Origin of the sequence: uncultured Algibacter sp., from assembly GCF_963976535.1 — a bacterium.
Classification (GTDB): domain Bacteria; phylum Bacteroidota; class Bacteroidia; order Flavobacteriales; family Flavobacteriaceae; genus Algibacter_B.
The window spans coordinates 14,319-37,754 of record NZ_CAXBLF010000008.1 but is presented as its reverse complement, the minus strand read 5'-3'; the positions used below and the strand labels follow the sequence as shown (position 1 = coordinate 37,754).

Sequence of the window (23,436 nt, the reverse complement as noted above, 5' to 3'; positions counted from 1 at the left end):
CTGAAAATTAATATTACTCTAAGAATAGCAAATTCAAATCAAATCATCCCAAAAATAATTCTAAACCGTATCTTTGCAACCGTAAAAACAAAAATTACGTGAGTAAAACCATTCTCTCGAAAACCTATTTACAGACTTTGCAAACGCAAAATCTGCGGAATGCTATTGCCCAAACTGGAACAAAAACACATTTAAAAGGACTTGTAGGATCTTCTTTTTCTTTTGTTATTTCAACAGTTTTTAAAGCAGCTGAAAAACCATTTTTGTTGGTGTTTAACGATAAAGAAGAAGCGGCACATTACCTAAACGATTTAGAACAACTTTGCAATGACAAAGATGTGCTGTTCTATCCTGGCAGTTACCGCAGACCTTATGAAATAGAAGAAACCGATAACGCCAATGTGTTATTACGCGCCGAGGTTTTAAACCGTATAAATTCTCAAAAAAAACCAGCAATTATTGTTACCTATCCCGATGCCCTTTTTGAACAGGTAGTTACTAGAAAAGAGCTAGAACGTCACACACTAAAAATTGGTGTCAATGATAAGGTGTCTATTGATTTTGTAAACGAAGTTTTGTTTGAATATCAATTCAAGCGTGTCGATTTTGTTACAGAACCTGGAGAGTTTTCAGTGCGAGGCGGCATAGTAGATGTGTTTTCATTTTCACATGACGAGCCTTATCGAATCGAGTTTTTTGGTGATGAAGTGGACAGTATCAGAACCTTTGATGTAGAAACACAGCTTTCCATCGAGCAGATTAAAAAAATCAGCATTATTCCTAATGTAGCGAATAAATTATTACAAGAAAACCGACAAAGTTTTCTGAAATATATTGCTCAAAAAACAGTAGTGTGTTTAAAAAATGCCGATTTACTTTTTTCTAGAATTGATGATTTTTATGATAAAGCACAAGACGCTTTTAAAACACTTTCAACAGATATTAAACATGCCGAACCTAACGAACTATTTTGTAATTCAACAGTATTAAAAAGGCAGTTACTCGACTTTTCAGTTATAGAGTTTGGGACACAGAGTGTCTTTTGTCATTCAGAGCGAAGCGAAGAATCTCAAACTATTGAACACCACACCACACCGCAACCAGCATTCAATAAACAATTCAATCTATTAATCGAAGATCTAAATACCAATAGCGAAAACGGTTATACAAACTACATTGCATGCGTAAGCGAACAACAGGCAAAACGTTTTCATGATATTTTTGATGATTCACATCTCGATGTCAAAGAATATCAAACCATTATTTTATCCCTACATCAAGGTTTTACAGACCACGATAATAAAATAGTGTGTTACACCGATCATCAAATTTTCGAGCGTTATCATAAATTTCATCTTAAAAACGGGTATGCTAAAAAGCAAGCCATAACATTAAAGGAACTCACAAATTTAGATATTGGCGATTACGTAACACACATCGATCATGGTATTGGGCGATTTGGCGGACTTCAAAAAATAGATGTAGAAGGTAAAAAACAAGAAGCCATTAAATTGGTTTATGGCGAGCGCGATGTGCTGTATTTAAGTATTCATTCGCTACATAAAATCACCAAGTTTAATGGTAAAGATGGCAAACCACCCAAGATTTACAAATTGGGAAGTAATGCTTGGAAAACCCTAAAACAAAAAACAAAGGCACGTGTAAAACATGTGGCTTTCAACTTAATAAAACTTTACGCGAAACGTAAAACCGAAAAAGGCTATCAGTATAATCCTGATAGTTATATGCAACACGAATTGGAAGCCTCTTTTATTTACGAAGACACTCCAGACCAAACTACGGCAACAGCTGATATAAAAGCAGACATGGAAAGTGAACGCCCCATGGATCGTTTGATTTGTGGCGATGTAGGTTTTGGTAAAACCGAAGTAGCAATTCGTGCAGCGTTTAAGGCGGTAGATAATGGGAAGCAAGTTGCTATTTTGGTGCCAACTACCATTTTAGCATATCAACATTCTAGAACGTTTAGAGAGCGTTTAAAAGATTTTCCTGTTACGGTAGATTACGTCAACCGTTTTAGGACAGCAAAAGAGAAACGAGAAACTTTAGAAGGTTTAGAACAGGGGAAAGTGGACATCCTTATTGGCACACATCAACTCGTTAATAAAAATGTTAAGTTTAAAGATTTAGGCTTGTTGATTGTTGATGAAGAACAAAAATTTGGCGTAGCCGTAAAAGAAAAACTTAAGACTTTAAAAGATAATGTGGATGTGCTAACGTTAACCGCTACACCAATCCCGAGAACGTTACAATTTAGCTTAATGGCTGCTCGAGATTTATCAGTCATTACAACACCACCTCCAAATCGATACCCGATTGAAAGTCACGTAATTCGTTTTAGCGAAGAAACTATTCGTGATGCCATCAGCTACGAAATACAACGTGGTGGGCAAATTTTCTTTATACATAATCGTATTGAAAATATTAAAGAAGTTGCAGGTATGATTCAACGTTTGGTGCCCGATGCAAAAATAGGTATCGGTCATGGGCAAATGGAAGGTAAAAAATTAGAGCAACTTATGCTTTCGTTTATGGATGGCGGTTTTGATGTATTGGTAAGTACGACAATTGTAGAAAGCGGACTTGATGTACCAAATGCTAATACCATTTTCATCAATAATGCCAATAATTTTGGATTAAGCGATTTGCATCAAATGCGCGGTAGAGTAGGTCGGAGTAACAAAAAAGCATTCTGTTATTTTATTACACCAGAGTATTCGGCCATGACTGATGATGCTAGAAAACGTATTACAGCTTTAGAGCAATTCACGGAATTGGGAAGCGGATTCAATATCGCGATGAAAGATTTAGAAATTCGTGGTGCTGGCGATTTATTGGGCGGAGAACAAAGTGGTTTTATAAATGAAATAGGTTTTGATACCTATCAAAAAATATTGAATGAAGCTATCGAGGAGTTAAAAGAAAATGAGTTTAAAGATTTATATAATGAAGATGAAGCTAACAAAGTTTACGTTAAAGATGTAACTATTGATACTGACTTTGAGCTTTTATTTCCAGATAATTATGTGAATAATATTGCTGAACGACTTAATTTATACACGCAGCTTAATAACTTAAAAACAGAAGAAGAATTGCATATCTTTGAAATGGATTTAATCGACCGTTTTGGAGAATTACCAAAACAAGTGACCGATTTATTAAATAGTGTCCAAATAAAGTGGTTAGCTACTAAAATTGGGTTTGAAAAAATTATTATGAAACAAGGTAAGTTGATTGGTTATTTTATAAACGATCAACAAAGTAGGTTTTATCAAAGTGCTAATTTTACCAAAGTGTTGCAATTTGTACAAACTAATCCTAGCACTTGTAAAATGAAAGAGAAACAAACTCGAAGCGGTTTAAGATTAATGCTAACTTTTGAGAATATTAAATCTGTAAAACAAGCATTAGAGACTTTACAACCTATTGTGGCTTGATTATTGTTTTTGACTAATTACCATGCCCTTGAAGGGAAAATTTAAAATAAATTATTATTGTGAAACATATACTTTTTTTAATTGCTTTATGGCCTAGTATCTTACTAGCGCAAAACACCATAAAAGGAACATTTTCTCCAGCAAAAGATTATAATTTTGCATTATTATATAAAGTGACTCCTACCATATCAGACTATGTTTCAAACGCCGAATTACAAGAAGATGGGAGTTTTGAGTTTAAACTAGATTCAACAAATACAAAAGGGATGTATCGTTTGGTTTATGCGGTGCCACAAGAAGATTATAATTTTGATATTATTTATGACGGTAAGGAAGATATCGAACTCACGTTTAATTCTGAAACGGGTGTAGAATTTAAAAAATCTACCGAAAATAAATTATTAGCTTCTTACACCAATAGCATGTCTATGGTAACCCAAAGTATTGGTAATTATTTTAGTCAAGAAAGTAAAGATACTACAGCATTAAAAACCATTTTTAAAACGCAGAGAGAAACCCAAGAAAATTTTGAAAAAGTCGCTAAAGATAGTAGAGCACTAGAGTTTATCAAAGCAAACAAGCCATATATTCCCGAAGAAGTTGAAGATGTAAAAACATACATAAATAATTTAAAAAAGCATTATTTTGATCATGTTAATTTTAATAATCCAATACTTCAAAGTTCTAATTTTTTAGAAGAACGTATGCTAAATTATGTTTTTGGAATGTCTTCTGATTCTAAAGATGAATTAGAAAATTACAAAGAAAATATTGATGTGGTTTATAGCTACATGAAAGATGCTCCTAAAGAAGTACAGCGTATTTTATTATTTGATTTATGGCAACAAATGTCTGATTTAGGTTTCGAATCTATTGCAAATTATATTGCTGAAAATTATCTAATGGATGTGGCTGTGGCTTTAAATGATCAAGAACTTTTACATGCTTTAATCTTATGTAAAAACATTTCAAATGGGAATGTAGCACCAGATTTTAATATTGAAATAAAAGAAAAGGACAAATTAGTTGAAAAGAAGTTAACCCAATTAGAAGGTGCAGAAAACTACATTATAGTATTTTGGAGTAGCACCTGTTCACATTGTTTGGATGAAGTGCCTCAGCTACAAACATTCATCAAATCTCTGGAAAAAGATAAAGTAAAAGTGGTGGCTATTGGTTTAGAAGATGAGCCTTATAAATGGAAAGATTTAACGTATAGCTATCCAGAATTTATCCATGTTTATGGAGAAGGGAAATGGGATAATGAAATTGGAGATGCCTACGGCGTTACATCAACACCAACTTATTTCATATTGGATACCGATAAAAAAATTATTTCAAAACCCGTAGATTTTGATGCCTTGAAAAAATATTTTGAGAAAGAAGAAAAAGAAGAATAGGCTATTAAAAATGATAGAAAGCATTTTCTAGATGCTCAATATTAAAGGCTTTACCTTCTTTTACAATAGCAATAATATCAAATCGCACTTCTACATCTAAATCATTTACAGTTACATATTCATCAACCGCCTTTACTAAGCGTTGAATTTGTTTAGGCTTTACAAAATCTTGTGGATCACCAAAATCTGTAGTCGAACGTGTTTTTACTTCAATAATGGCTAGAATATTATCTTTTTTGGCTATGATATCTACTTCGGCTTTATCAAAACGGTAATTGCGCTCCACAATATCGTAGTTGTTTTTCAGAAGAAAATCAACTGCTAATTGTTCGCCTTTTTTACCGAGTTCGTTGTGTTGTGCCATATTTTGATATGAAGCTTTTTGTCATTCAGAAGGAGGTACGACTGAAGAATCTTATTAGCTCTAATAATGTGAATTTAGTAAAATATTATTAAAAAAGATTCTTCGCTACCCTCTGAATGACATTGCTATTCAAAGAAAAGAAACCGTAATGTCATTCAGAAGGAGGAACGACTGAAGAATCTTGAAAAATTATATATTTTCATTTAAAAAGGACCACGAAGGATTAAAATCGAAAATTAAAGCGTCTTTTTTTGCTCTACTCTTACCTTTTATCTGTTTCTCTCTTTTAATTGCGTTTTCAATTTGAAAAAAATGCTCATAATAAACTAAATAATAACATTTATATTTCGATGTAAATGCTTTAGAAAATGGAAGTGGATTTTTATGAAAATAAAGACGATCTTTCAAATTATTAGTCACACCAGTATATAAAACCGTTTTACTTTTATTAGTAAGCATGTAAACGTAATAATTATGATTGCCAATTGTTTTCATACTGTTAATTTAATAAACTTTTTATAAAAGAGGTTCTTCGCTCCGCTCTGAATGACATTGTCATTCAAAGGAAAATAAATCGAATGTCATTCAGATGGAGGTACGACTAATGAATCTTAAAGTCTCATCATCAAAAAATATATACACTTATTGTTTTATACTTGCAATTTGATAAATTTTTGTAAAGTAGATTCTTCGTTATGCTCTGAATAACAATTACCCTCTAAATAAAAAGAAATCATCTTTTATGTGTTCAATTTTGCTGTCTTCATTAGTAATAATATAATCGATAGCTTGCGATGTGAAATCTTCGCCTTTTTCAGTTAAAGACACAATGTTTTTATCAATTTGAATCATGTTGTTTTTTAAAGCTAAATCTAAAACCGTTTTAGAACGTACTTTTTGCCAATTAATATGTTCGTTGAGGTGATTAACGTGACGTTCACTTTCTTCAGTATGGTTTTTTAAATGTAATAAAAAGGTTAGTAAAGAGACTTCTGTACGTTGTTGCTTTTCGCGATACATTACAGCTATAACACCTTTGCTTGGGGCAAATAAGTACACTGCTAAAAACAGTAACCCTAACATGGTGGTTATAGACCCGGCTATTGAAGCGTCTAACCAATGGGCTAGCCAATAGCCCGAAATTGCACTGAAAACGCCAAAACAAATGGCGTAAATAAGCATACGTTTTAATTGGTTAGTAAGTAAATAAGCTGTGGCTGCTGGTGATATCATTAAAGCGACAACTAAAATAGCTCCTACAGCGTCAAAAGCACCTACAGTAGTAACAGATGATACAGTCATGAGTCCGTAATGAATAACAGCAGGCGAAAACCCTAAAGAGGCTGCTAAACCAGCATCAAATGTGCTTATTTTTAATTCTTTGAAAAAAGCAAATAATAAACCAATAGTAATAATCAAGATGCTTCCAATAACCCATAGAGATTTTGGTCCGATATCAACTCCAGAAACGATAAGTCTATCAAACGGCGCAAAAGCTAATTCGCCTAATAAAACAGCATCCACATCTAAATGGACATCATTCGCGTTTTTGGCGATCATGATAACGCCAATACTAAACAAAATAGGGAATACTAAACCAATGGCGGTATCTTCTTTTACTAAGCCCGTTTTTTGAATATACTCAACCAAAACAACAGTAATAATTCCAGTTAGGGCTGCAAGTAGAATGAGCAATGGTGAGTTTAAATCTTGTGTAATAAAAAAACCAATAACAATACCTGGCAAAATAGAATGACTAATAGCGTCACTAATCATAGCCATTTTCCGGAGCACTAAAAACGTACCAGGAATAGCACAAGCAATTGCTACTATACTGGCAATGAGTTGTATTTCTATTTGGGCACTACTCATTATTTTCGTTTTGTTGGTTATACAAATTCGAAGCGGTTTTAAAACCTTCCTCAGTTAAACTCCAATTGTTACCATCTAATTTCACATAATTTTTCCGCACTAGCTTTTGAAGTGTGCTTTTAGTGTACCCTTGAAAATTATTTAATATTTTAATGGTATGTGGATGTGAAATATTTTCGTGTGTCTCAGCTATTCGAAACATGAATGCCAATGTTTTGTGTAATTCTAAATCACGACGATTTTTTATAAATCTGATTTGTTTAAAAAGCAGACCTCGACTTGGAGAGAATATAAACGATATTAATACAAAAACTCCCGCAACAATAACTATTACCGGTCCTGTAGATAGGTTATTTTGACTTGCACTAATGGCAGTCCCGAAAACCCCAGAAAAAGCTCCGAAAATGGCAGCTAAAAAGACCATAACACTTAGGCTATTGGTCCATTGTCTTGCAGCAGCAGCAGGAGCTAATAACATGGCGCTCATAAGCACAACACCAACGGTTTGTAACCCTAAAACAATGGCAAGGACAATAAAGGTGGTGATTAGAATATCTATAAATTTAGTATTGAAGCCTAAGGTTTTGGTGTAATCTGCATCGAATAATAGGATTTTAAACTCTTTCCAAAAAAGAAGTAAAACAAATAAACAAATGCCTGTTACTGTGGTCATCATCCAAACATCACGCTCTAATAAAGTTGCTGCTTGTCCGAATAAATATTTATCTAATCCCGCCTGATTTGCATTAGGTTGCTTTTGAATGAATGTGAGTAATAGCATTCCAAATCCAAAAAATAAAGACAATATTAAACCTAAGGCGGTATCTGATTTTAAATGCGTTTTACTGATGATACCTCTAATCCAAAATGTGCCAATGAGTCCACTAACTAATGCACCTAACAATAAAATATTACTATCTTTTGCACCAGTAATTAAAAAAGCAATGGCAATTCCGGGTAAGGCCGCATGTGAAATAGCATCGCCTAATAAACTTTGTTTACGCAAAACAGCGAAACTTCCTAACATACCAGTTACTGCACCTAAAATTGCAGTACCAAGTGTTATGGTTCTTAGGGTGTAGTCGCTGAAAACTAATGAAAAGTATTCGGTTATGCCCATTAATTATTTTTTCGTTTTTATGTGGTTGAGAAAAGATATGTTTATAAAATATCACCTTTCCGACTTTCAATTTCTTAAGAAATTGAAACCTACCTTTCCTAAAATAGGAAAGGAATTTTATAAATTATAAATTTAGTTTCTATTCATGTTTTTTTTTAAGAGTTCGAGTAAGCACTGTTTACTGTGACTGCAACTGTAAACTCAATCTACTCTTGGACACTTACTTTATAGTTAATACCGTAGGTTTTTGTTAAGTTATCATCATTGAAGATATCTTTAACCGGTCCTGTAGCAATCTTTTTTACGTTTAGAAAGGTTACCCAATCAAAATACTCTGGAACAGTTTGTAAATCGTGATGTACTACAATGACTGTTTTTCCTGCTTTTCTGAGTTCTTTTAGAATGTTGATTATGGCTATTTCGGTTGTTGCGTCAACTCCTTGAAAAGGTTCATCCATAAAATAAATTGAGGCGTTTTGTACCAATGCTCGTGCTAGGAAAATACGCTGCTGTTGCCCGCCAGATAACTGACTTATTTGTCTGCCTTTAAAAGCAAGCATCCCTACTTTCTCTAAAGCTTCTAAGGCTGCTTTCTTTTCTTTTTGCCCAGGGCGTTTTATCCAGCCTAAGCTACCGTAAGTCCCCATCATTACAACATCTAATGCTGTTGTTGGGAAATCCCAGTCCACACTTCCTTTTTGTGGGACATAGGCGACCAATGAGCGTTGTTTTTCATAAGGTTTGTCATAGATCGTAACGCTACCTGCAATGGGTTTTAATATACCTAAGATGGATTTTATAAGGGTTGATTTTCCAGCGCCATTTGGACCTACAATGGCCATAAGTACGCCTTCTGGAATTTCTAAATCGATATCCCAAAGTACTGGTTTATAGTTGTAGGCTACTGTTAAATCGTCTACTTTAACGGCGATTCTTCCTGTGGAGGCAGGAATCTCTTCTGGGTTTTTATTTACTTTAATAGTCATATCTATTTCTTTATTTGTTCATCCCGATAGCTATCGGGACGAACCAAAAAATCAAGTTCAAGCCGAGGATTTTTTTAATTCCTCTATTCTCTATTCTCTATTCTCTATTCTCTATTCGCAGGTTTATCACTAATTGTCTGCTTTAAACCTGACCTTGGCTGATAATCTAGCCCTGATAGAAGCGGCATACTTTTTTGTGCCAACTCCAAAATTTTATTTAAAACTTGTACTATCTTGTATTCAAATCACTTGATGAGATACTGAAACAAGTTCAGCACAAGAAAGATACAGCGGATAGCAGGAATAGCTTCAAATCATTTTACTTTCATTTTTTATTCTTAAGAGTAAGCACTGCAAACTGCAACTGCATACTGCTAACTTATTTTAAAGCATTCACAATGGTATTCACATTATACTCGAACATGCCAATATATGTCCCTTCTATACTACCTGCGTTACCAAGGGCATCTGAATATAACGTTCCGCCAATGATTACGTCGTGGTTTTTCGATTTTACAGCGGCCTGCAATGCTTCTATGGTACGCTTTGGCACTGAGCTTTCTACAAAAATAGCTTTTACATTGTTTTCTATAATGAAAGCCGCTAATTTTTGAACATCTTGAACACCAGCCTCTGTGGCTGTTGATAACCCTTGCAAACCAACAACTTCAAAATCGAAAGCTTTTCCAAAATAGTTAAAAGCATCATGCGCTGTTACCAAAATACGTTGTTCTTTTGGAAGGGTGCTAATCGTGGTTTTTAATTTGGTTTGTAGCGTATTTAGTTGCTCGATATATGTTTTACCGTTTGCTTGAAATGTTGCTTTTTGATTTGGAATAGCTTCTGAAAGTGTTTTAACCACAAACTGTGTAGCTAGTTTCCAATAGTCGAGATCAAACCAAATATGCGGATCGTAATTGGATGCAAAATATTCTGAACCTATTAAGGTCTTTTCATCCAAAGCATCAGAAACTGCAATAGTTTTTATGTTCTTCATTTTTTCGAAAACTTCAACTAATTTGCCTTCTAAGTGCAATCCGTTGTAAAAAATGATATCGGCGTCTGATAATTTTGTGACATCACCTTCACTGGCTTTGTATAAATGTGGATCTACGCCACTACCCATTAAGCCTTGTAAGTTGATATGCGCACCACCAACGTTTTTCACCAAATCGGTTATCATAGTTGTGGTGGTGACTATGTTTAATTTACCATTAGTCTTTTTTTCGTTTTTACAATTGAAAAAGGCTAAGGTTATGATTAATATTAATATTGATTTTTTCATTTTAATTCTTTTTAGTAGGTAACCTGAAGCTAATGCCTCCGCTTAATAAAATATCTTGTCCTTTTGTGATGCTTGAACCCATTGTGGCATCTAATTGCACATTATTAGAAAGCAAATAAGTAAAACCCGCATCCCAAAGATGGTTGGCTTTATTGTTTTCTGGTAAGTCGCCATATAATTCTACATAGGCTCCTAGTTTATCTGTTATGCCATGTCCGTAAGATAAAGTATAAACATATGCAGCTTCTGGAGAATCATCTCCCAACTGTGCTCCCAAATTGTATGATAAGCTAGATTTTTCATTTAAAGTATGGGCAAATGAAAAACGAAAATCAACAGCTGTGTTTTCTGGTTTATAGTCGTTTCCTGCAGTGAATGGGAGGTAAAGATGACTTAAAAAACCAATTTCTGGGATACAACCTTTTTCTTCTGAAATAGCAATTTTAGCACCGAGTAAGAGTGGGTTGAAACCGCTTAAATCATCATCAAATCCATTAAATTTACTTTCTACAAAATCCCAGCCTATACGAAGTTCTAAGTAGTCTAATAATCCTAATCTAACAAGTGTAGTATTATAAGTGTAGGTTTCATTCTTAATATTATTATCTTCAAAACTTTCATAAAACGCACCTGTTTCCACTTGAATATAACCAACAGGGATAGTAGAAGGCGATTCAGTGGCGTCTGGTCTATCTGTAATCAAAGCGCCCAAGGAATTGTCATCTTCTTGCGAAAAACTTGAAAGTGATGCTGTGAAAAGCAATACTGGAGTTATGTATTTAATCTTGTTCATTAACGTAAATGATTGATGTAAAATCTTCGTTTAAAAGAATGGTGTTATTGTTTATTAAGATTTGAGTCATTTTATTTTTACTGAATTGTTTTGATACTAAAACAGTGTTGCCATATTTTAAGCCATGTTGCCCACAGAAATCGAAAAACTCTTTATCATCACTCATTAATCTGGAAATGATATAAGTTTTACCTTCTTCTGCGTTTGATAAGGAAATAGAGGTATCGATTGTAGTGATTTCTCCATCAGCATTTGGAATTGGGTCACCATGCGGGTCAAACTTTGGATTGCCTAGGTATTCACTTATTTTATTAGCTATTAAATCGGACGTTTGATGCTCTAATAATTCGGCTTCGCGATGAATGTCATGAAGTGATAAATCAAAAAGTTTGAATAATAAAGCTTCCCAAAGGCGATGTTTTCTAACAACATTCAATGCCATTTTGGTGCCTTTATCCGTAAGTTTTAGCTCTTGGTATTTTTCATAGTGCAATAAATCTTTGACGGCTAATTTTTTAGCCATATCAGTAGCTGCAGCATTTGATATTCCTAATTCTTTAGCAATGTTACCTGGTTTGGTATCATTATTATCGCGTTTTCCATTTTTGTAAATGGCTTTCACAAAATTCTCTACAGCTATCGACATACGTTGCGCTTTAAAATATTTTTAAGTAAGCTTAAATATTTTTCAAATGTAGCTAAAAAAAAGAAAACATTAGTTTTAAAGTAAAAAAACTAATTGAGTAGAATAAAAATTAATTAAGAAACGAGATACTTTCTGAGTATATTCATTTCAAATAACTAAAGGATTTACTGTTTTGGCATGATTTAAGCATAAGATATATAAACAAAGCCAATGAACCGCAGTATTTTATTAATAGTAATTTTTATGACTAGTTTTTCTTTTTCGCAAGATTCTACAAAAGGAAAAAAAGTTGAAACACCAATAATAACAAGTAAAGTCTATTTAGGGAAATCTATTGTTGTTGAGCACTTTAAAATTGAATTCATTGATGTTTTACAAGATTCACGTTGCCCTAAAGGGGTAAATTGTATTTGGGCAGGCGAGGTTGTTGTTTTAGTAGATTTGTATGAGGATGGTAAAAAAGTTGAACGAAAAAAAATTACTTTAAATCCTAAAATAGAGCTGTAAAATAGAATTGGGAACTTATTTTTTTCAGAGAAATTGTCTTTGTCTGTTTTAAATGTTTTGCCTTATCCTAATGCAAATAATAAACCTAAATCTAACGAATATTATCTTCTGTTGGATACAAAGTTTTAAGAGCATCCACACCCATCATCTCCACCACAAGATTTTTTAGATTTTGATTTTTTCCAGAAGAATTTTTTAATCAAAAAAGCCATGGCTAAAGCAATTGCCGTAATGGCTAGTATGTTTTGGATGATGTTATTCATAATTAAGTAGTCGAATCTATTTCAGTATCATTTCAATAATTGAAATGCAATTAAAGCAACAATATACGCAAAACCTGTCATTATAACGAGTTGTAAGATAGGCCATTTCCATGAATTGGTTTCTCTTTTTACTATGGCTAGGGTACTCATACATTGCATGGCAAAGGCATAAAATAAAAGTAATGATATTCCAGAGGCGAACGTAAATAACGGCCCCCCTAAAACAGGGTTAACTTCACCTGCCATTCTGTTTTTTATGGTTTCTTCTTGGTCGCTACCAACACTGTAGATGGTTGCTAGAGTCCCCACAAAAACTTCACGCGCAGCAAAACTACTTACTATGGCAATACCAATTTTCCAGTCGTAACCCAAAGGTCTTATAGCAGGCTCTATAGCATGACCCGCAATACCAATAAATGAATGTTCTAGTTTATACGATGCTATTTTTTGTTGCAGTTCTTCGTCATTTAAATGTTGTGATGCATATTCCGTTTTAACAATATTTTCAGCATCATTAAATTGCTCTCCCGGACCGTAAGATGCTAAAAACCATAGAATAATAGATATGGCTAAAATTATTTTACCAGCTCCAAAAATAAAAGCCTTTGTTTTTTCTATTACTGTAAGGACAACATTTTTAAAAAGGGGTAATTTATAATTAGGCATTTCAATTACAAAAAACGTTTTACTTTTTATTTTTAAAATCTTGTTAAGAATATAAGCCGAAACAATTGCGGTTCCAAACCCAATAAGGTATAGTAACATTAACGTTAACGCTTGGTAACTTAATCCTAAAATACGCCCCTCTGGAATTACCAAAGCAATGATAATAAGATATACAGGCAATCTTGCAGAACAGGTTATAAAAGGCGTTACTAAAATGGTGATTAATCGTTCTTTCCAGCTTTCAATATTACGAGTTGCCATAATTGCTGGAATGGCACAAGCGGTTCCAGAAATAAGAGGCACAACACTTTTTCCACTAAGGCCAAAACGTCTCATAATTCTATCCATTAAAAAGACAACACGACTCATATAACCACTTTCTTCAAGCACAGCAATAAATAAAAACAGAAAAGCAATTTGCGGAATAAAAATCACAATACCACCTAAGCCAGGTATAATGCCTTCGGCTAAAAGACTAGTAAATGCACCTTGTGGCAATTGGTTTTTTGTCCATTCGCTAAAGGAAGCAAACAAGCCATCAATAAAATCCATGGGCACGCTAGACCAATCGTAAATAGCTTGGAATATGGTAAGCAAAATGATTCCGAAAATAACATAGCCCCACACTTTATGCGTTAAAATTCTATCAAGCCTTATGCGTAAATCTTTAGCTTGACTTAGGTCTATAGTTTGCCCTTTATCCAGCGCATTATTGATAAACTGATAGCGCTTAATAGTTTCCCTTTGCTGTAAACGTTTTAAATCGGCTTTACTTTTTGTTTTAAAATCGGCAACCGGGTCAATTTCGTTTCTATCGGTTTTCCCAAAGTTTACATCTTGAGTAATAACTAACCAAAGTTTGTATAATAATTGGTTTGGAAATGCCTTTTTTAAATTCCCGAAGTAATCAACATCTATTTGCGTAGTATCAATACAAGGGGCAACAGAGACATCTTTATAATTTGAAATAAGCTGTTTTAATTTATCAATACCTTCATTTTTTCTAGTACTAACAAGCGCTATTTTAGTATTTAATTTATCTTCTAAATAATCAATATCTAAAGAAATACCTTTGTAACCCATACGGTCAGACATATTGATAACCAAAATGGTAGGTATTTCTAAGTCTTTAATTTGAGTAAAGAGTAAAAGATTTCGTTTTAAATTTTCAACATCTGTAACAACTACAGCAATATCCGGAAAGTCTTTATCATTCTTATTGAGTAAAAGCTCAATAACCACATTTTCATCCAATGATGATGCGTTTAAACTATAAGTTCCTGGTAAATCAATAATATGTGCTTTTACACCACGAGGTAGTTTGCAGATACCCTGTTTTTTTTCAACGGTAATACCTGGATAGTTTCCAACTTTTTGGCTTAAACCCGTAAGCGCATTAAATACAGAGGTTTTTCCGGTATTTGGGTTGCCAATCAGCGCTACATTTATCTGTTTACTCATGCGCTACTTTTTCAATTAAAATATGAGAAGCCGTTTCTTTTCTAATAGCTAAATGCGATCCATTTATGTTTAAATACATAGGGTCTTGAAAAGGAGCTACTTGAACAAGCTCTACTGAATTACCAGGTAAACAACCCATTTCAAGTAATTTTAATGGGATATGAATAGACGAAACATCAGTAATAATGGCGCGTTCCCCGCGTTTTAAATGTGCTAAAGTATCTTGCAAGCTTATTTAGATTGATTTTAAAGAAGCAAAAGTAGTGTAAAAGTTTAGAAGTAAAAAAGTTTTCAGTTGCAGTTTTCAGTCATAGTCGGAGTTTTCAATTTAACAACAACCAACTTAACAAAAACTTCTTTTATTTTTCTTCTTTCAAAATTCTAATATCTTCAAGAAGCCTATCAATATCCTTCGGATTTGTACCATCGTAGAACCCTCTTATTTGGCGTTTCTTGTCAATCAACATAAAGTTCTCGGTATGCACCATATCAAAAGGACCACCATCGCCATTGTCTTTTACCGCTAAATAGCTTTTACGCGCCAGTTTGTAGATTTCTTTTTTGTTACCAGTAACTAAATTCCATTTTTTATCATTAACCCCTTTTTCCTCTGCATAACGTTTTAATTGAGCAACTGTATCAATTTCAGGAGTTACTGAGTGTGATAATAACATAACATCGGGGTCATTCACAATTTCTTTTTGAATTTCAACCATATGATTTGTCATAATAGGGCAAATAGTTTGGCAGGTTGTAAAAAAGAAATCGGCAACAAATATTTTATTTTTATAATTGTTTTGAGTAATCGTTTTACCATTTTGATTAGTGAGACTAAAATCGGCTATTTTATGATATTTTTTTTGATGCTGAATGGTGCTGTCAACAAGTTCTGTGCTTACCATTGCGGGTTGGTAGATAGGAAGCGGTTGGTAAACGTTTAATGTGTTATAAATAATGGCAATTATTATTATCGATATCACACCAAAAACAATGGCAAATTTTTTATACGCTTTGAAAAATGATAGCATTGAAACTTAAAATTTAATAATACCCGAGGTTTAACATATAAATTTCTAATTATACTTCCCCTTCAGGGAGGTCAGGTTTGTATTTACAAATCTGGGTGGGGCAAAAATACAATGATTTTCAGATTAGATAAATTTAAACCGAACTAATACCAAATAAACTTCAAAATAACCGATTAAATTAGTTTCTATTTCCTTTATATTTTAATATAAAATAGAACCGTAACTAAGGCTATGCTTATATTTTCTATCTTATCTAAAGAAAATATAATTTTAATTTATTATCAATCATTTTGAAATTCATTTAGTATAAATTATTGTTAAAACAGATACCATTAGACGAATGGCTTTTTAAACTTGGTTTAAAAGCTTACTTTTGCACGATTATAAAAAAATGTTAAGCCATATATGGAGTTTGTTATAAAAATATCTCAATTTTTACTAAGTCTTTCGTTGCTAATTGTATTGCACGAATTAGGGCATTTTATCCCTGCAAAGCTTTTTAAAACAAGAGTAGAAAAATTTTACTTGTTTTTTGATATAAAGTTTTCATTATTTAAAAAGAAGATTGGTGAAACCGTTTACGGTATTGGCTGGTTGCCATTAGGTGGTTATGTGAAAATTGCAGGTATGATTGATGAAAGCATGGATACCGAGCAAATGGCACAAGAACCGCAACCATGGGAGTTTCGTTCTAAACCGGCATGGCAACGTTTAATTATCATGTTGGGTGGAGTTACGGTTAATTTTTTATTAGCCATTTTCATTTACATAGGGATGAGTTATTTTTATGGAGATACGTTTCTACCAAATGAAAATATTAAAGATGGTTTAGCTATTGAAAATACCGTAGCAATTAAAGCAGGTCTTCTTACCGGTGATAAAATATTAGCGGTAGATGGTGATAAGATTGAAACATTTTCTGAAATTTCTGAGAAGGTTTTATTCGGAAAAGAAATTCTTATAGAACGAAATGGGAGTCAGTCTACAGTGACCATGCCAGAAGATTTTTTAGCTCAATTATTGGACTCAAAGGAAAAAGGGCTTATAGATTTAAGAGAGCCATTTATTATTGTTAAAGTTCCAGATACATCATACAATAAATCTAGTGGTATAAAAAAAGGGGATATTATTAGTGGTATAAATGATTTTGAAACTAAATATGCAGATGAAGTTAAGTTAGGTTTAGAAAAATTTAAAGGACAAGAAGTTACGGTTAATGTGATAAGAAATGGGTCTAAAATAAAGTTACCATTAAAAATTAGTGATGAAGGTAAATTAGGTTTGGTTTATGCATCAGGCTCAACACCAGCAACATTAGAAGCTTTAGGATATTATAAATATGATGTTAAGGATTATGGATTTTTTGAATCTTTTCCTGTTGGATTAAATAAGGCTAAAGATAAATTAATTTCATATTGGGATCAATTAGGCGCTATTTTTTCTCCAAGTACAGGCGCTTATAAAGGCGTAGGAGGTTTTAAAGCCATTTACGATATCTTTCCTAGTTTTTGGAGCTGGCAAGTGTTTTGGAGGATCACAGCATTTTTATCCATCATGTTAGCTGTTTTAAACCTACTGCCAATACCGGCATTAGATGGTGGCCATGTGGTGTTTTTGTTGTATGAAATGGTCTCTGGAAGAAAGCCAGGAGATAAGTTTATGGAATACGCTCAAATGGTGGGGTTCTTTTTATTAATTGCTTTAGTTTTATTCGCAAATGGGAATGATATTTATAAAGCTATTTTTGGATAAAATTTTTTAGTACATGACAAAAATATAAAAGTGTCACATTGAGCGCAGTCGAAATGCTTTTGAATACGATATTTCCAATGTCTTCGACTGCGCTCAGATTGACATCCGATATATTATCAATTTTTGTCATGTACTCAGGTAAAATTTATTAAAAAAATATTTGCAGTAATTAAAAAACAACATATATTTGCACTCGCTTAGTAAAAAAACACACTCCTTCTTAGCTCATCCGATAGCTATCGGGAGGTTAGAGCAAAGCGAGTAAGTTCTTTTAAAATTAGTAAAAATGAATTTTGTTTACATTTTGTATTCTAATTCACTTGACAGATATTATGTTGGTGAAACTGTGGATTTACAAGACAGAATTGAATAACATAATTCTGGTTTTTATGAAGCTTCTTTTACCAAACAGGTAAAAGACTGGAAAATATATTACACTATTGAATGTAATGATAGAATTCAAGCAAGAAAAATAGAAACCCATATTAAAAAAATGAAAAGCAAAACGAATATTCAGAATCTGAAAAAGTATCCTGAAAGTACTAAAAAGCTTAAAAATAAATATAAGTAACACTCCTTCTTAGCTCAGTTGGTTAGAGCATCTGACTGTTAATCAGAGGGTCCTTGGTTCGAGCCCAAGAGAAGGAGCAAGTAATGATAAGGCTTCAGAGAGTTTACACTCCTGAAGCTTTTTTTATTTACACGTAATTTGCACATTTATCAATTTTTTGTCGTAATTTTTTTTTAATGCTATTTGGCATTAAATAATGGAAAAAACCTTTAAATTCCAGTGGCTTTAGTTAGTAATTGTTAATTCTCCCAGACGATATAACATCAGTTTATAACCAACAAAATTTTTGAAATTAGCGTTTCCAATCTTTAATATTTTCATAAACTCTTGGTTTCAATTGTTAATAGAGTCTATTTTGAGTCGGCTTATTTGTTAGTATTTATTAGAATCTTTAGTCAATAAGATAGAGTCTAAACATTAATCGCTTAATTATTGGCAAAAAGGCAACATCCGGATCAATCCTATAAACCTTATGCAGAAGCATTAGCTAACTTTCAGATTATCAAATAATTAATTTAGTTCAAACAAAACATGCTCTTGATAAGTTAATACTTCTACGTAATTTAAAGCTATAAACGATTTTAAGGATTGAGGAATTATTTGGGCATCGCCAGTGTCAAACAACACATATTTAGTTTTGTTAAACTGCAAGTCGTTCATAATCTCTTCTGCAACTGCCTCGTTCATAAAATGCGCATAAATATGTTTAGACGGCGAAGGAATATTCAAGTTAAAATTAACCCTAAGATATCGGCCATTTAATGAATAAAACTGGCCCTTTTTATCTTTAACAGAAGCAACTTCTTTTGTTATTACTTTTAATAGTGAATTATCGGGTTTCTGATAAGGTAAAATTTTTACAGAATGAAACAATAAGGCGCCAACTAAAACAATTGAGAAGAGTTTTGTATAATTTGGTTCTTTACTGTTGAATGAGAAAACAAACAAACAGACAACATAAGGAATGAACATAAGAAAGTAATGCCCATAGCCTTTCCCAGATATTGAAGTAGATAATATTTGAAATATTAAGGCTATAAAAATGACTATCCATTTAGAATCAATATTCCGTTTTTTTTCGTTTCTTCTGTTTAAAAATAGGTTGATGATTATGAAAAACGAAATCACTAAAAGCACCTTATTTACATATACAATCTTAGCAAACTCATAAATAACAGTGCCTATTTTAGTTAGGAATGATTTGTCTTCTATATAGTTACTAAAGTTGAATAAAAATACTTGATTAATAAAGTCATTATAATTATTCCAGTGATTGATGATTAATAAGATACCAACAAAAGGAATTAACAGCCCCAATGCAAAAAACGCACTGTTTTTTATAATAGTTTTTAAAGTATGAAATTTGAATTTTTTCTCAAATAATAGGTAATAACCAGACAGTACTAATCCGCCTAAAATTTCATTCTGCTGTGTAAAAAAAATAACCCCTATTAAAACCCCAATTAAAGCATTTTTTAGATTCGTTTTTTTACCAGTAAAAACAATAAATAGAATACCAACAGTTAAAAACGCTGCTAGTTGTCTAGTTAGATTCCCTTCTTCAAGTATGTAGTTACTATTATTTATAAAAAAAAAAGACGCATATAAAAGAAGCGCTAAAACAACATTTTTAAACTGATTTACAGCCAATTTATAAATAAGCAAGGCGCTAAAAAAGCCTAAACTATTTAAAATAACAAATATACCCCAAGTACTATTTGGCGTTAAAATAACACCTAAATAATTAACTAAATATATAACTGGAGGTTTATGATCAAAAGCATCAGAATATGGAAATTGATTATTTTTAATAAGCATTCCTATATACTGAAATACTTCTTTATCACTACCAAGACGCTCAAAAATTGGAGAATACCGTATGGCAAAAATCCCATAAACAAGAATCAAAATAAAAAACATAAAGTATTCCTTATAGCTTACTTTTTCTTGCATAATTAATAATTTCTAAAAAAGAATTGATGCTAATTTTTAGCAATTTAGGAACATTTGAACTTAAAGAGCTAACACCACTAGAGCGCGTATCAAATTGTATATCAAATGATTTTATTTTAAACTTTTTCTTCGATGCCATTCCAGAAACTATAATATTAGGCGCAAAGGTATCTTCTGGAATACTTGTAAAAATAGCTTTAAAAGCGCTTGTTCGCATAAGTCTATAAGGGCAATTAACGTCTTTAATGCCTTTACCATAGAAAAGTCTAACAACTAAATACGAGAAATAGGTCATCACTTTCCTGAAAAGTGGTGAATCACGATTAACTCTTTTACCGATAACTAAATCGTAACCGTCTTTAATATTCCAAAAGTCTGCAAAACAATGCGCCTTAATTTCATTATCAGAATCTACTTGAAAAATCCATTCAGCGTCTAAACTCTCTCTATAACTTTTCAATATAGTAGGACCATGACCAGAATTTTTCTTATCAATTATTTGAATAAAATCTGGATAATGATTTTTCATTATATTGAGTACTTCTAAAGATGAATCGGTTGAGCCATCATTATAAAGTTTAAGTTTATAATTGATATTGAGTTTATTGAGAACTGTTATCCAATCTTCAACAACAACATTAATGATTTCGGCTTCATTGTAAACAGGAATAACGACATGCAATCGTGTTTTCATCCTCGAATATCTTTAGAATAAACGTTTAAAGCCTCTCTTATAACATGATGCATATCGTAATATTTATAGTCTCCTAACCTACCTCCAACAATAAAGTTTGGGCAAGTTTTTTTTATTTCTTTTAAATACTTGTTGTACAGTAATCTATTCTTTTCGCCGCCAATAGGGTAATAAGGATCTTCTCTGTTTGCTTCAGCAGAAAACTCCTTTATGATGAGTGTTTTATCTGATGGATAATCGCGCTCTGGGTGTAAATGTTTGGGTTCGTGTATTCTTGTATATGGTATGTCTTGATTAGCATAATTCATAACCGAAGTCCCTTGATAATCTTCATATTCTACAACTTCTTTTTCAAAAGAAAGGGTACGATAATCTAAAGCACCATATTTATAATCTAAAAGACTATCAATAGAACCAGAATAAATAATTTTTGTGCCTGAACTAAACTGATCTCTTATTTGATGAAAATCTGTATCGAGTTTAAGCATAATGTTTTTAGAAGCCAATAGTTTATTAAAAATCTCGGTATAGCCATCAGTTGGTATCCCTTGATAGGTATCAAAAAAATAAGATTCTGAATAATTTTTACGAAAAGGAAGCCGTTTTATGATATGTGCTGGCAATTCTTTGGGGTCTCTACCCCACTGTTTTTTGGTATATCCTTTTATAAACGCATCATACAATGGGCGCCCGATAATATTGATGGCTTGCTCTTCAAAATTTTTAGGCTCGTCGTAGCTTTCAGTTTCAATTTCTTTCTTCAAAAACGCATCAACCTCATAAGGTTTTAAGTTAATTTTATAAAAAGAATTGATGGTTTCAAGATTTATAGGCATTTGATACACCTGACCATTATAAACGGTGAGTACTTGATGATAATAGCTGTTAAATGAAGTAAACTTCAACAAGTAACCCCAAACCTCTTTATCTGAAGTATGAAAAATATGTGTACCGTATTTATGATATTCAATCCTGGTTTTATTATCAATCTCAGAATAGCAATTACCGCCTATATGGTTTCTTTTTTCAATGATTAAAACCTTTTTGTTCATATCATTTGCTATACGCTCAGCAATAACAGAGCAAAAAAAGCCTGCTCCCACTAAAACATAATCAAACGATTTATACATATTATAATACACTTAAGCGTACTAATTTGAAATAAAAAAAATTGCTCATCTTGCTGGTAATCAGCATATTGTTTTAGCCTAAAAACAATAATAACGAACAACTTAAATGCAAGTTACGAAAGTATATTGTAAGTTTTATAAAAATAATAGAGTACAACAATTTAACTTATTAAAGACATCAGCCTAAACTTAATGATTTAGAAGCAATTGGCTTATTTTTTTAATAGCAGAATACTTAGTTTATGATAGTAAAATATTTATTCAGAAAGTTCTATACATTATCTAATCGAAGATTTAGAAGACTTCCTATATTATTTCAATTACACTCAACCTAACAATATGCTATCTGTAATTTTTAAATTATTATTTTTAAATATAAAATTACGGGTTTTCCTCAACAGGATACTCTAAAAAGAAAGATTTGTTAACAATTTATCGAGTATTCTACTTAGATTAAAAATGTGTATCATAATTCTATTTTATTATGAAAAAATTATTTTTATTAATCGGTCTTACGGTAACATTTTCTTACTCCCAAGTTACAGACGAAAACGGAACTTCAGCAAATGGTACAGCGAGTACAAACTTAACAGGAAACATTGGAATTGGTATAACACCTTCTTCTAGTTCATTATATAAACTGGAAGTAAATGGTAAAACTAGATTTTTGGACAATCTTTTAATTGGAGATCCTAACGGAGCAGGTAAAACAACAGCCTCATTTACCGTTTTGCCTGAAATATTTGATTGTAAAGAGTTTGTAAACGCAGACGAAATAGCAAGAGGCATTTCGCCTTTTAACCCAGACTTAGTTGCTTTTCAAGCCGGAAGAATAATGCTGACTAGAATTATGAGTTAGTAGAAGCTGGCAAGACTTTTGCCCTAGAAACTACGTTATCAACTAATAGCTATGTTAGTTTCATAAAAAAAGCTAAACAAAAAGATTATGAAGTCATTTTATTGTTTTTAAAATTAGACTCAGAAGAATTAGCAATTGAACGTGTTAAAACCAGAGTACTGGAAGGCGGACATAATATCCCAGTAGATGTTATTAGAAGACGCTATAAAAATGGATTAAAGAATTTGTTTCAGAAATATATCCAACTAGTCGTTAAATGGATAATTGCTGATAATTCAGAAAAAAGATTTAAATTTTAGCAGAAGGTACGCGTGATAAACTAACCATTAAAGACAGGATAGTTTGGAATAAATTAAAAGAAAAACATTATGGAAATTAAAGAACAACTAGAAGAATTAGAGGATAAAATCTCAATAGGTTTAGAAAAAGCTTATGAGAAGTTATTGAAGTTCAAAGCGTAAAAAAATACACCTTTAATTTTTTCGGAAAACGGTAAAATAGTAAAGGTGTATCCGAAGGATTTAAAAAAGGAGGAATAAACTAATATATTGTATTATAAGCTATTTGGTTCGATGTCTAAGAAAGGTTTGTTTTAGGTCTAACTCTTTGAAAATCAAATTTAATTGGT

19 protein-coding genes, 1 tRNA gene and 1 pseudogene are annotated in these 23,436 nt (G+C 32.3%); 6 read left to right on the top strand and 15 right to left on the bottom strand.

All coding sequences use genetic code 11. The annotated features are described in order from the left end of the window. The first annotated feature begins 98 nt into the window (after nucleotides 1-98). Both mfd and AAC024_RS04210 read left to right on the top strand, forming a co-directional pair. Nucleotides 99-3,458: a transcription-repair coupling factor gene (mfd, locus tag AAC024_RS04215; RefSeq protein WP_339893962.1), complete on the top strand. Its 3,360-nt coding sequence runs from the start codon at nucleotides 99-101 to the stop codon at nucleotides 3,456-3,458. Between the two features lie 59 nt (nucleotides 3,459-3,517). Next, nucleotides 3,518-4,858 (top strand): TlpA disulfide reductase family protein, encoded by a 1,341-nt coding sequence (locus AAC024_RS04210; RefSeq protein ID WP_339893961.1) that lies wholly within the window; start codon nucleotides 3,518-3,520, stop codon nucleotides 4,856-4,858. 4 nt (nucleotides 4,859-4,862) lie between these two features. Here AAC024_RS04210 and AAC024_RS04205 read toward each other — a convergent pair whose 3' ends face one another. The 8 genes from AAC024_RS04205 to AAC024_RS04170 form a co-directional block, all read right to left on the bottom strand. Then, a complete protein-coding gene (locus tag AAC024_RS04205) occupies nucleotides 4,863-5,222 on the bottom strand; it encodes a YraN family protein (RefSeq protein ID WP_339893960.1) in 360 nt (119 codons plus the stop codon). A 189-nt stretch (nucleotides 5,223-5,411) separates the two neighbouring features. Next, nucleotides 5,412-5,717, bottom strand: a complete 306-nt coding sequence (locus AAC024_RS04200) for a GIY-YIG nuclease family protein (protein ID WP_339893959.1) — start codon at nucleotides 5,715-5,717, stop codon at nucleotides 5,412-5,414. A 216-nt stretch (nucleotides 5,718-5,933) separates the two neighbouring features. After that, a complete protein-coding gene (locus tag AAC024_RS04195; protein ID WP_339893958.1) occupies nucleotides 5,934-7,094 on the bottom strand; it encodes a metal ABC transporter permease in 1,161 nt (386 codons plus the stop codon). Further along, nucleotides 7,087-8,214, bottom strand: coding sequence for a metal ABC transporter permease (locus tag AAC024_RS04190; protein WP_339893957.1), 1,128 nt, complete (start codon nucleotides 8,212-8,214; stop codon nucleotides 7,087-7,089). The genes AAC024_RS04195 and AAC024_RS04190 overlap by 8 nt, the downstream gene beginning before the upstream one ends. A gap of 206 nt (nucleotides 8,215-8,420) precedes the next feature. Further along, nucleotides 8,421-9,200: a metal ABC transporter ATP-binding protein gene (locus AAC024_RS04185; protein WP_339893956.1), complete on the bottom strand. Its 780-nt coding sequence runs from the start codon at nucleotides 9,198-9,200 to the stop codon at nucleotides 8,421-8,423. Between the two features lie 379 nt (nucleotides 9,201-9,579). Next, nucleotides 9,580-10,485 (bottom strand): zinc ABC transporter substrate-binding protein, encoded by a 906-nt coding sequence (locus AAC024_RS04180; protein WP_339893955.1) that lies wholly within the window; start codon nucleotides 10,483-10,485, stop codon nucleotides 9,580-9,582. 1 nt (nucleotide 10,486) lies between these two features. Then, nucleotides 10,487-11,278, bottom strand: coding sequence for a transporter (locus tag AAC024_RS04175; RefSeq protein ID WP_339893954.1), 792 nt, complete (start codon nucleotides 11,276-11,278; stop codon nucleotides 10,487-10,489). Beyond that, nucleotides 11,265-11,924, bottom strand: a complete 660-nt coding sequence (locus AAC024_RS04170; RefSeq protein ID WP_339893953.1) for a metal-dependent transcriptional regulator — start codon at nucleotides 11,922-11,924, stop codon at nucleotides 11,265-11,267. Before AAC024_RS04170 ends, AAC024_RS04175 begins: the two co-directional genes overlap by 14 nt. Nucleotides 11,925-12,167: 243 nt before the next feature. Between AAC024_RS04170 and AAC024_RS04165 the strand changes: the two genes are divergently transcribed. Then, on the top strand, nucleotides 12,168-12,431 hold the full coding sequence (locus tag AAC024_RS04165) for a hypothetical protein (protein ID WP_339893952.1): 264 nt from the start codon (nucleotides 12,168-12,170) through the stop codon (nucleotides 12,429-12,431). Between the two features lie 125 nt (nucleotides 12,432-12,556). On the opposite strand, the gene AAC024_RS04160 is transcribed toward AAC024_RS04165, so the two are convergent. The 4 genes from AAC024_RS04160 to AAC024_RS04145 all read right to left on the bottom strand — a co-directional run bounded on the left by AAC024_RS04160 (nucleotide 12,557) and on the right by AAC024_RS04145 (nucleotide 15,849). Further along, complete coding sequence (locus AAC024_RS04160; RefSeq protein WP_339893951.1) at nucleotides 12,557-12,694, bottom strand: FeoB-associated Cys-rich membrane protein; 138 nt, start codon at nucleotides 12,692-12,694, stop codon at nucleotides 12,557-12,559. 27 nt (nucleotides 12,695-12,721) lie between these two features. Further along, entirely contained in the window at nucleotides 12,722-14,821 is a 2,100-nt protein-coding gene (gene feoB, locus AAC024_RS04155; RefSeq protein WP_339893950.1) for a ferrous iron transport protein B, read from the bottom strand. After that, nucleotides 14,814-15,050 carry a FeoA family protein gene (locus AAC024_RS04150; protein WP_339893949.1) on the bottom strand — a complete coding sequence of 79 codons (237 nt, stop codon included), beginning with the start codon at nucleotides 15,048-15,050 and terminating at the stop codon, nucleotides 14,814-14,816. Before AAC024_RS04150 ends, feoB begins: the two co-directional genes overlap by 8 nt. Nucleotides 15,051-15,180: 130 nt before the next feature. Then, nucleotides 15,181-15,849 carry an SCO family protein gene (locus AAC024_RS04145; protein ID WP_339893948.1) on the bottom strand — a complete coding sequence of 223 codons (669 nt, stop codon included), beginning with the start codon at nucleotides 15,847-15,849 and terminating at the stop codon, nucleotides 15,181-15,183. Between the two features lie 405 nt (nucleotides 15,850-16,254). Here AAC024_RS04145 and rseP point away from each other — a divergent pair, with 405 nt between their 5' ends. Further along, nucleotides 16,255-17,601 (top strand): RIP metalloprotease RseP, encoded by a 1,347-nt coding sequence (rseP, locus tag AAC024_RS04140; protein WP_339893947.1) that lies wholly within the window; start codon nucleotides 16,255-16,257, stop codon nucleotides 17,599-17,601. 574 nt (nucleotides 17,602-18,175) lie between these two features. Beyond that, a tRNA-Asn gene (locus tag AAC024_RS04135) sits at nucleotides 18,176-18,249 on the top strand. Nucleotides 18,250-18,682: 433 nt separating this feature from the next. Here AAC024_RS04135 and AAC024_RS04130 read toward each other — a convergent pair. The 3 genes from AAC024_RS04130 to glf are packed head-to-tail and all read right to left on the bottom strand — an operon-like array spanning nucleotide 18,683 to nucleotide 21,949. Beyond that, nucleotides 18,683-20,125, bottom strand: a complete 1,443-nt coding sequence (locus AAC024_RS04130) for a glycosyltransferase family 39 protein (RefSeq protein ID WP_339893946.1) — start codon at nucleotides 20,123-20,125, stop codon at nucleotides 18,683-18,685. After that, the gene (locus AAC024_RS04125) at nucleotides 20,103-20,819 is read right to left on the bottom strand and encodes a glycosyltransferase family 2 protein (RefSeq protein ID WP_339893945.1); all 717 of its coding nucleotides are present in this window, start codon (nucleotides 20,817-20,819) and stop codon (nucleotides 20,103-20,105) included. Before AAC024_RS04125 ends, AAC024_RS04130 begins: the two co-directional genes overlap by 23 nt. After that, on the bottom strand, nucleotides 20,816-21,949 hold the full coding sequence (gene glf, locus AAC024_RS04120; protein WP_339893944.1) for a UDP-galactopyranose mutase: 1,134 nt from the start codon (nucleotides 21,947-21,949) through the stop codon (nucleotides 20,816-20,818). The genes AAC024_RS04125 and glf overlap by 4 nt, the downstream gene beginning before the upstream one ends. Before the next feature lie 667 nt (nucleotides 21,950-22,616). On the opposite strand from glf, the pseudogene AAC024_RS04115 reads away from it, so the two are divergent. Then, nucleotides 22,617-23,187 (top strand): annotated as a pseudogene (locus AAC024_RS04115) (zeta toxin family protein). Nucleotides 23,188-23,436 lie beyond the last annotated feature (249 nt).

What these genes read in the sequence shown, in the direction of transcription:
- feoB (WP_339893950.1), bottom strand. Translation starts at nt 14,821, where the DNA reads ATGAGTAAACAGATAAATGTAGCGCTGATTGGCAACCCAAATACCGGA.
- AAC024_RS04200 (WP_339893959.1), bottom strand. Translation starts at nt 5,717, where the DNA reads ATGAAAACAATTGGCAATCATAATTATTACGTTTACATGCTTACTAAT.
- rseP (WP_339893947.1), top strand. Translation starts at nt 16,255, where the DNA reads ATGGAGTTTGTTATAAAAATATCTCAATTTTTACTAAGTCTTTCGTTG.
- AAC024_RS04160 (WP_339893951.1), bottom strand. Translation starts at nt 12,694, where the DNA reads ATGAATAACATCATCCAAAACATACTAGCCATTACGGCAATTGCTTTA.
- AAC024_RS04130 (WP_339893946.1), bottom strand. Translation starts at nt 20,125, where the DNA reads ATGCAAGAAAAAGTAAGCTATAAGGAATACTTTATGTTTTTTATTTTG.
- AAC024_RS04205 (WP_339893960.1), bottom strand. Translation starts at nt 5,222, where the DNA reads ATGGCACAACACAACGAACTCGGTAAAAAAGGCGAACAATTAGCAGTT.
- AAC024_RS04170 (WP_339893953.1), bottom strand. Translation starts at nt 11,924, where the DNA reads ATGTCGATAGCTGTAGAGAATTTTGTGAAAGCCATTTACAAAAATGGA.
- AAC024_RS04180 (WP_339893955.1), bottom strand. Translation starts at nt 10,485, where the DNA reads ATGAAAAAATCAATATTAATATTAATCATAACCTTAGCCTTTTTCAAT.
- AAC024_RS04165 (WP_339893952.1), top strand. Translation starts at nt 12,168, where the DNA reads ATGACTAGTTTTTCTTTTTCGCAAGATTCTACAAAAGGAAAAAAAGTT.
- AAC024_RS04175 (WP_339893954.1), bottom strand. Translation starts at nt 11,278, where the DNA reads ATGAACAAGATTAAATACATAACTCCAGTATTGCTTTTCACAGCATCA.
- AAC024_RS04125 (WP_339893945.1), bottom strand. Translation starts at nt 20,819, where the DNA reads ATGAAAACACGATTGCATGTCGTTATTCCTGTTTACAATGAAGCCGAA.
- AAC024_RS04190 (WP_339893957.1), bottom strand. Translation starts at nt 8,214, where the DNA reads ATGGGCATAACCGAATACTTTTCATTAGTTTTCAGCGACTACACCCTA.
- AAC024_RS04195 (WP_339893958.1), bottom strand. Translation starts at nt 7,094, where the DNA reads ATGAGTAGTGCCCAAATAGAAATACAACTCATTGCCAGTATAGTAGCA.
- glf (WP_339893944.1), bottom strand. Translation starts at nt 21,949, where the DNA reads ATGTATAAATCGTTTGATTATGTTTTAGTGGGAGCAGGCTTTTTTTGC.
- AAC024_RS04185 (WP_339893956.1), bottom strand. Translation starts at nt 9,200, where the DNA reads ATGACTATTAAAGTAAATAAAAACCCAGAAGAGATTCCTGCCTCCACA.
- AAC024_RS04145 (WP_339893948.1), bottom strand. Translation starts at nt 15,849, where the DNA reads ATGCTATCATTTTTCAAAGCGTATAAAAAATTTGCCATTGTTTTTGGT.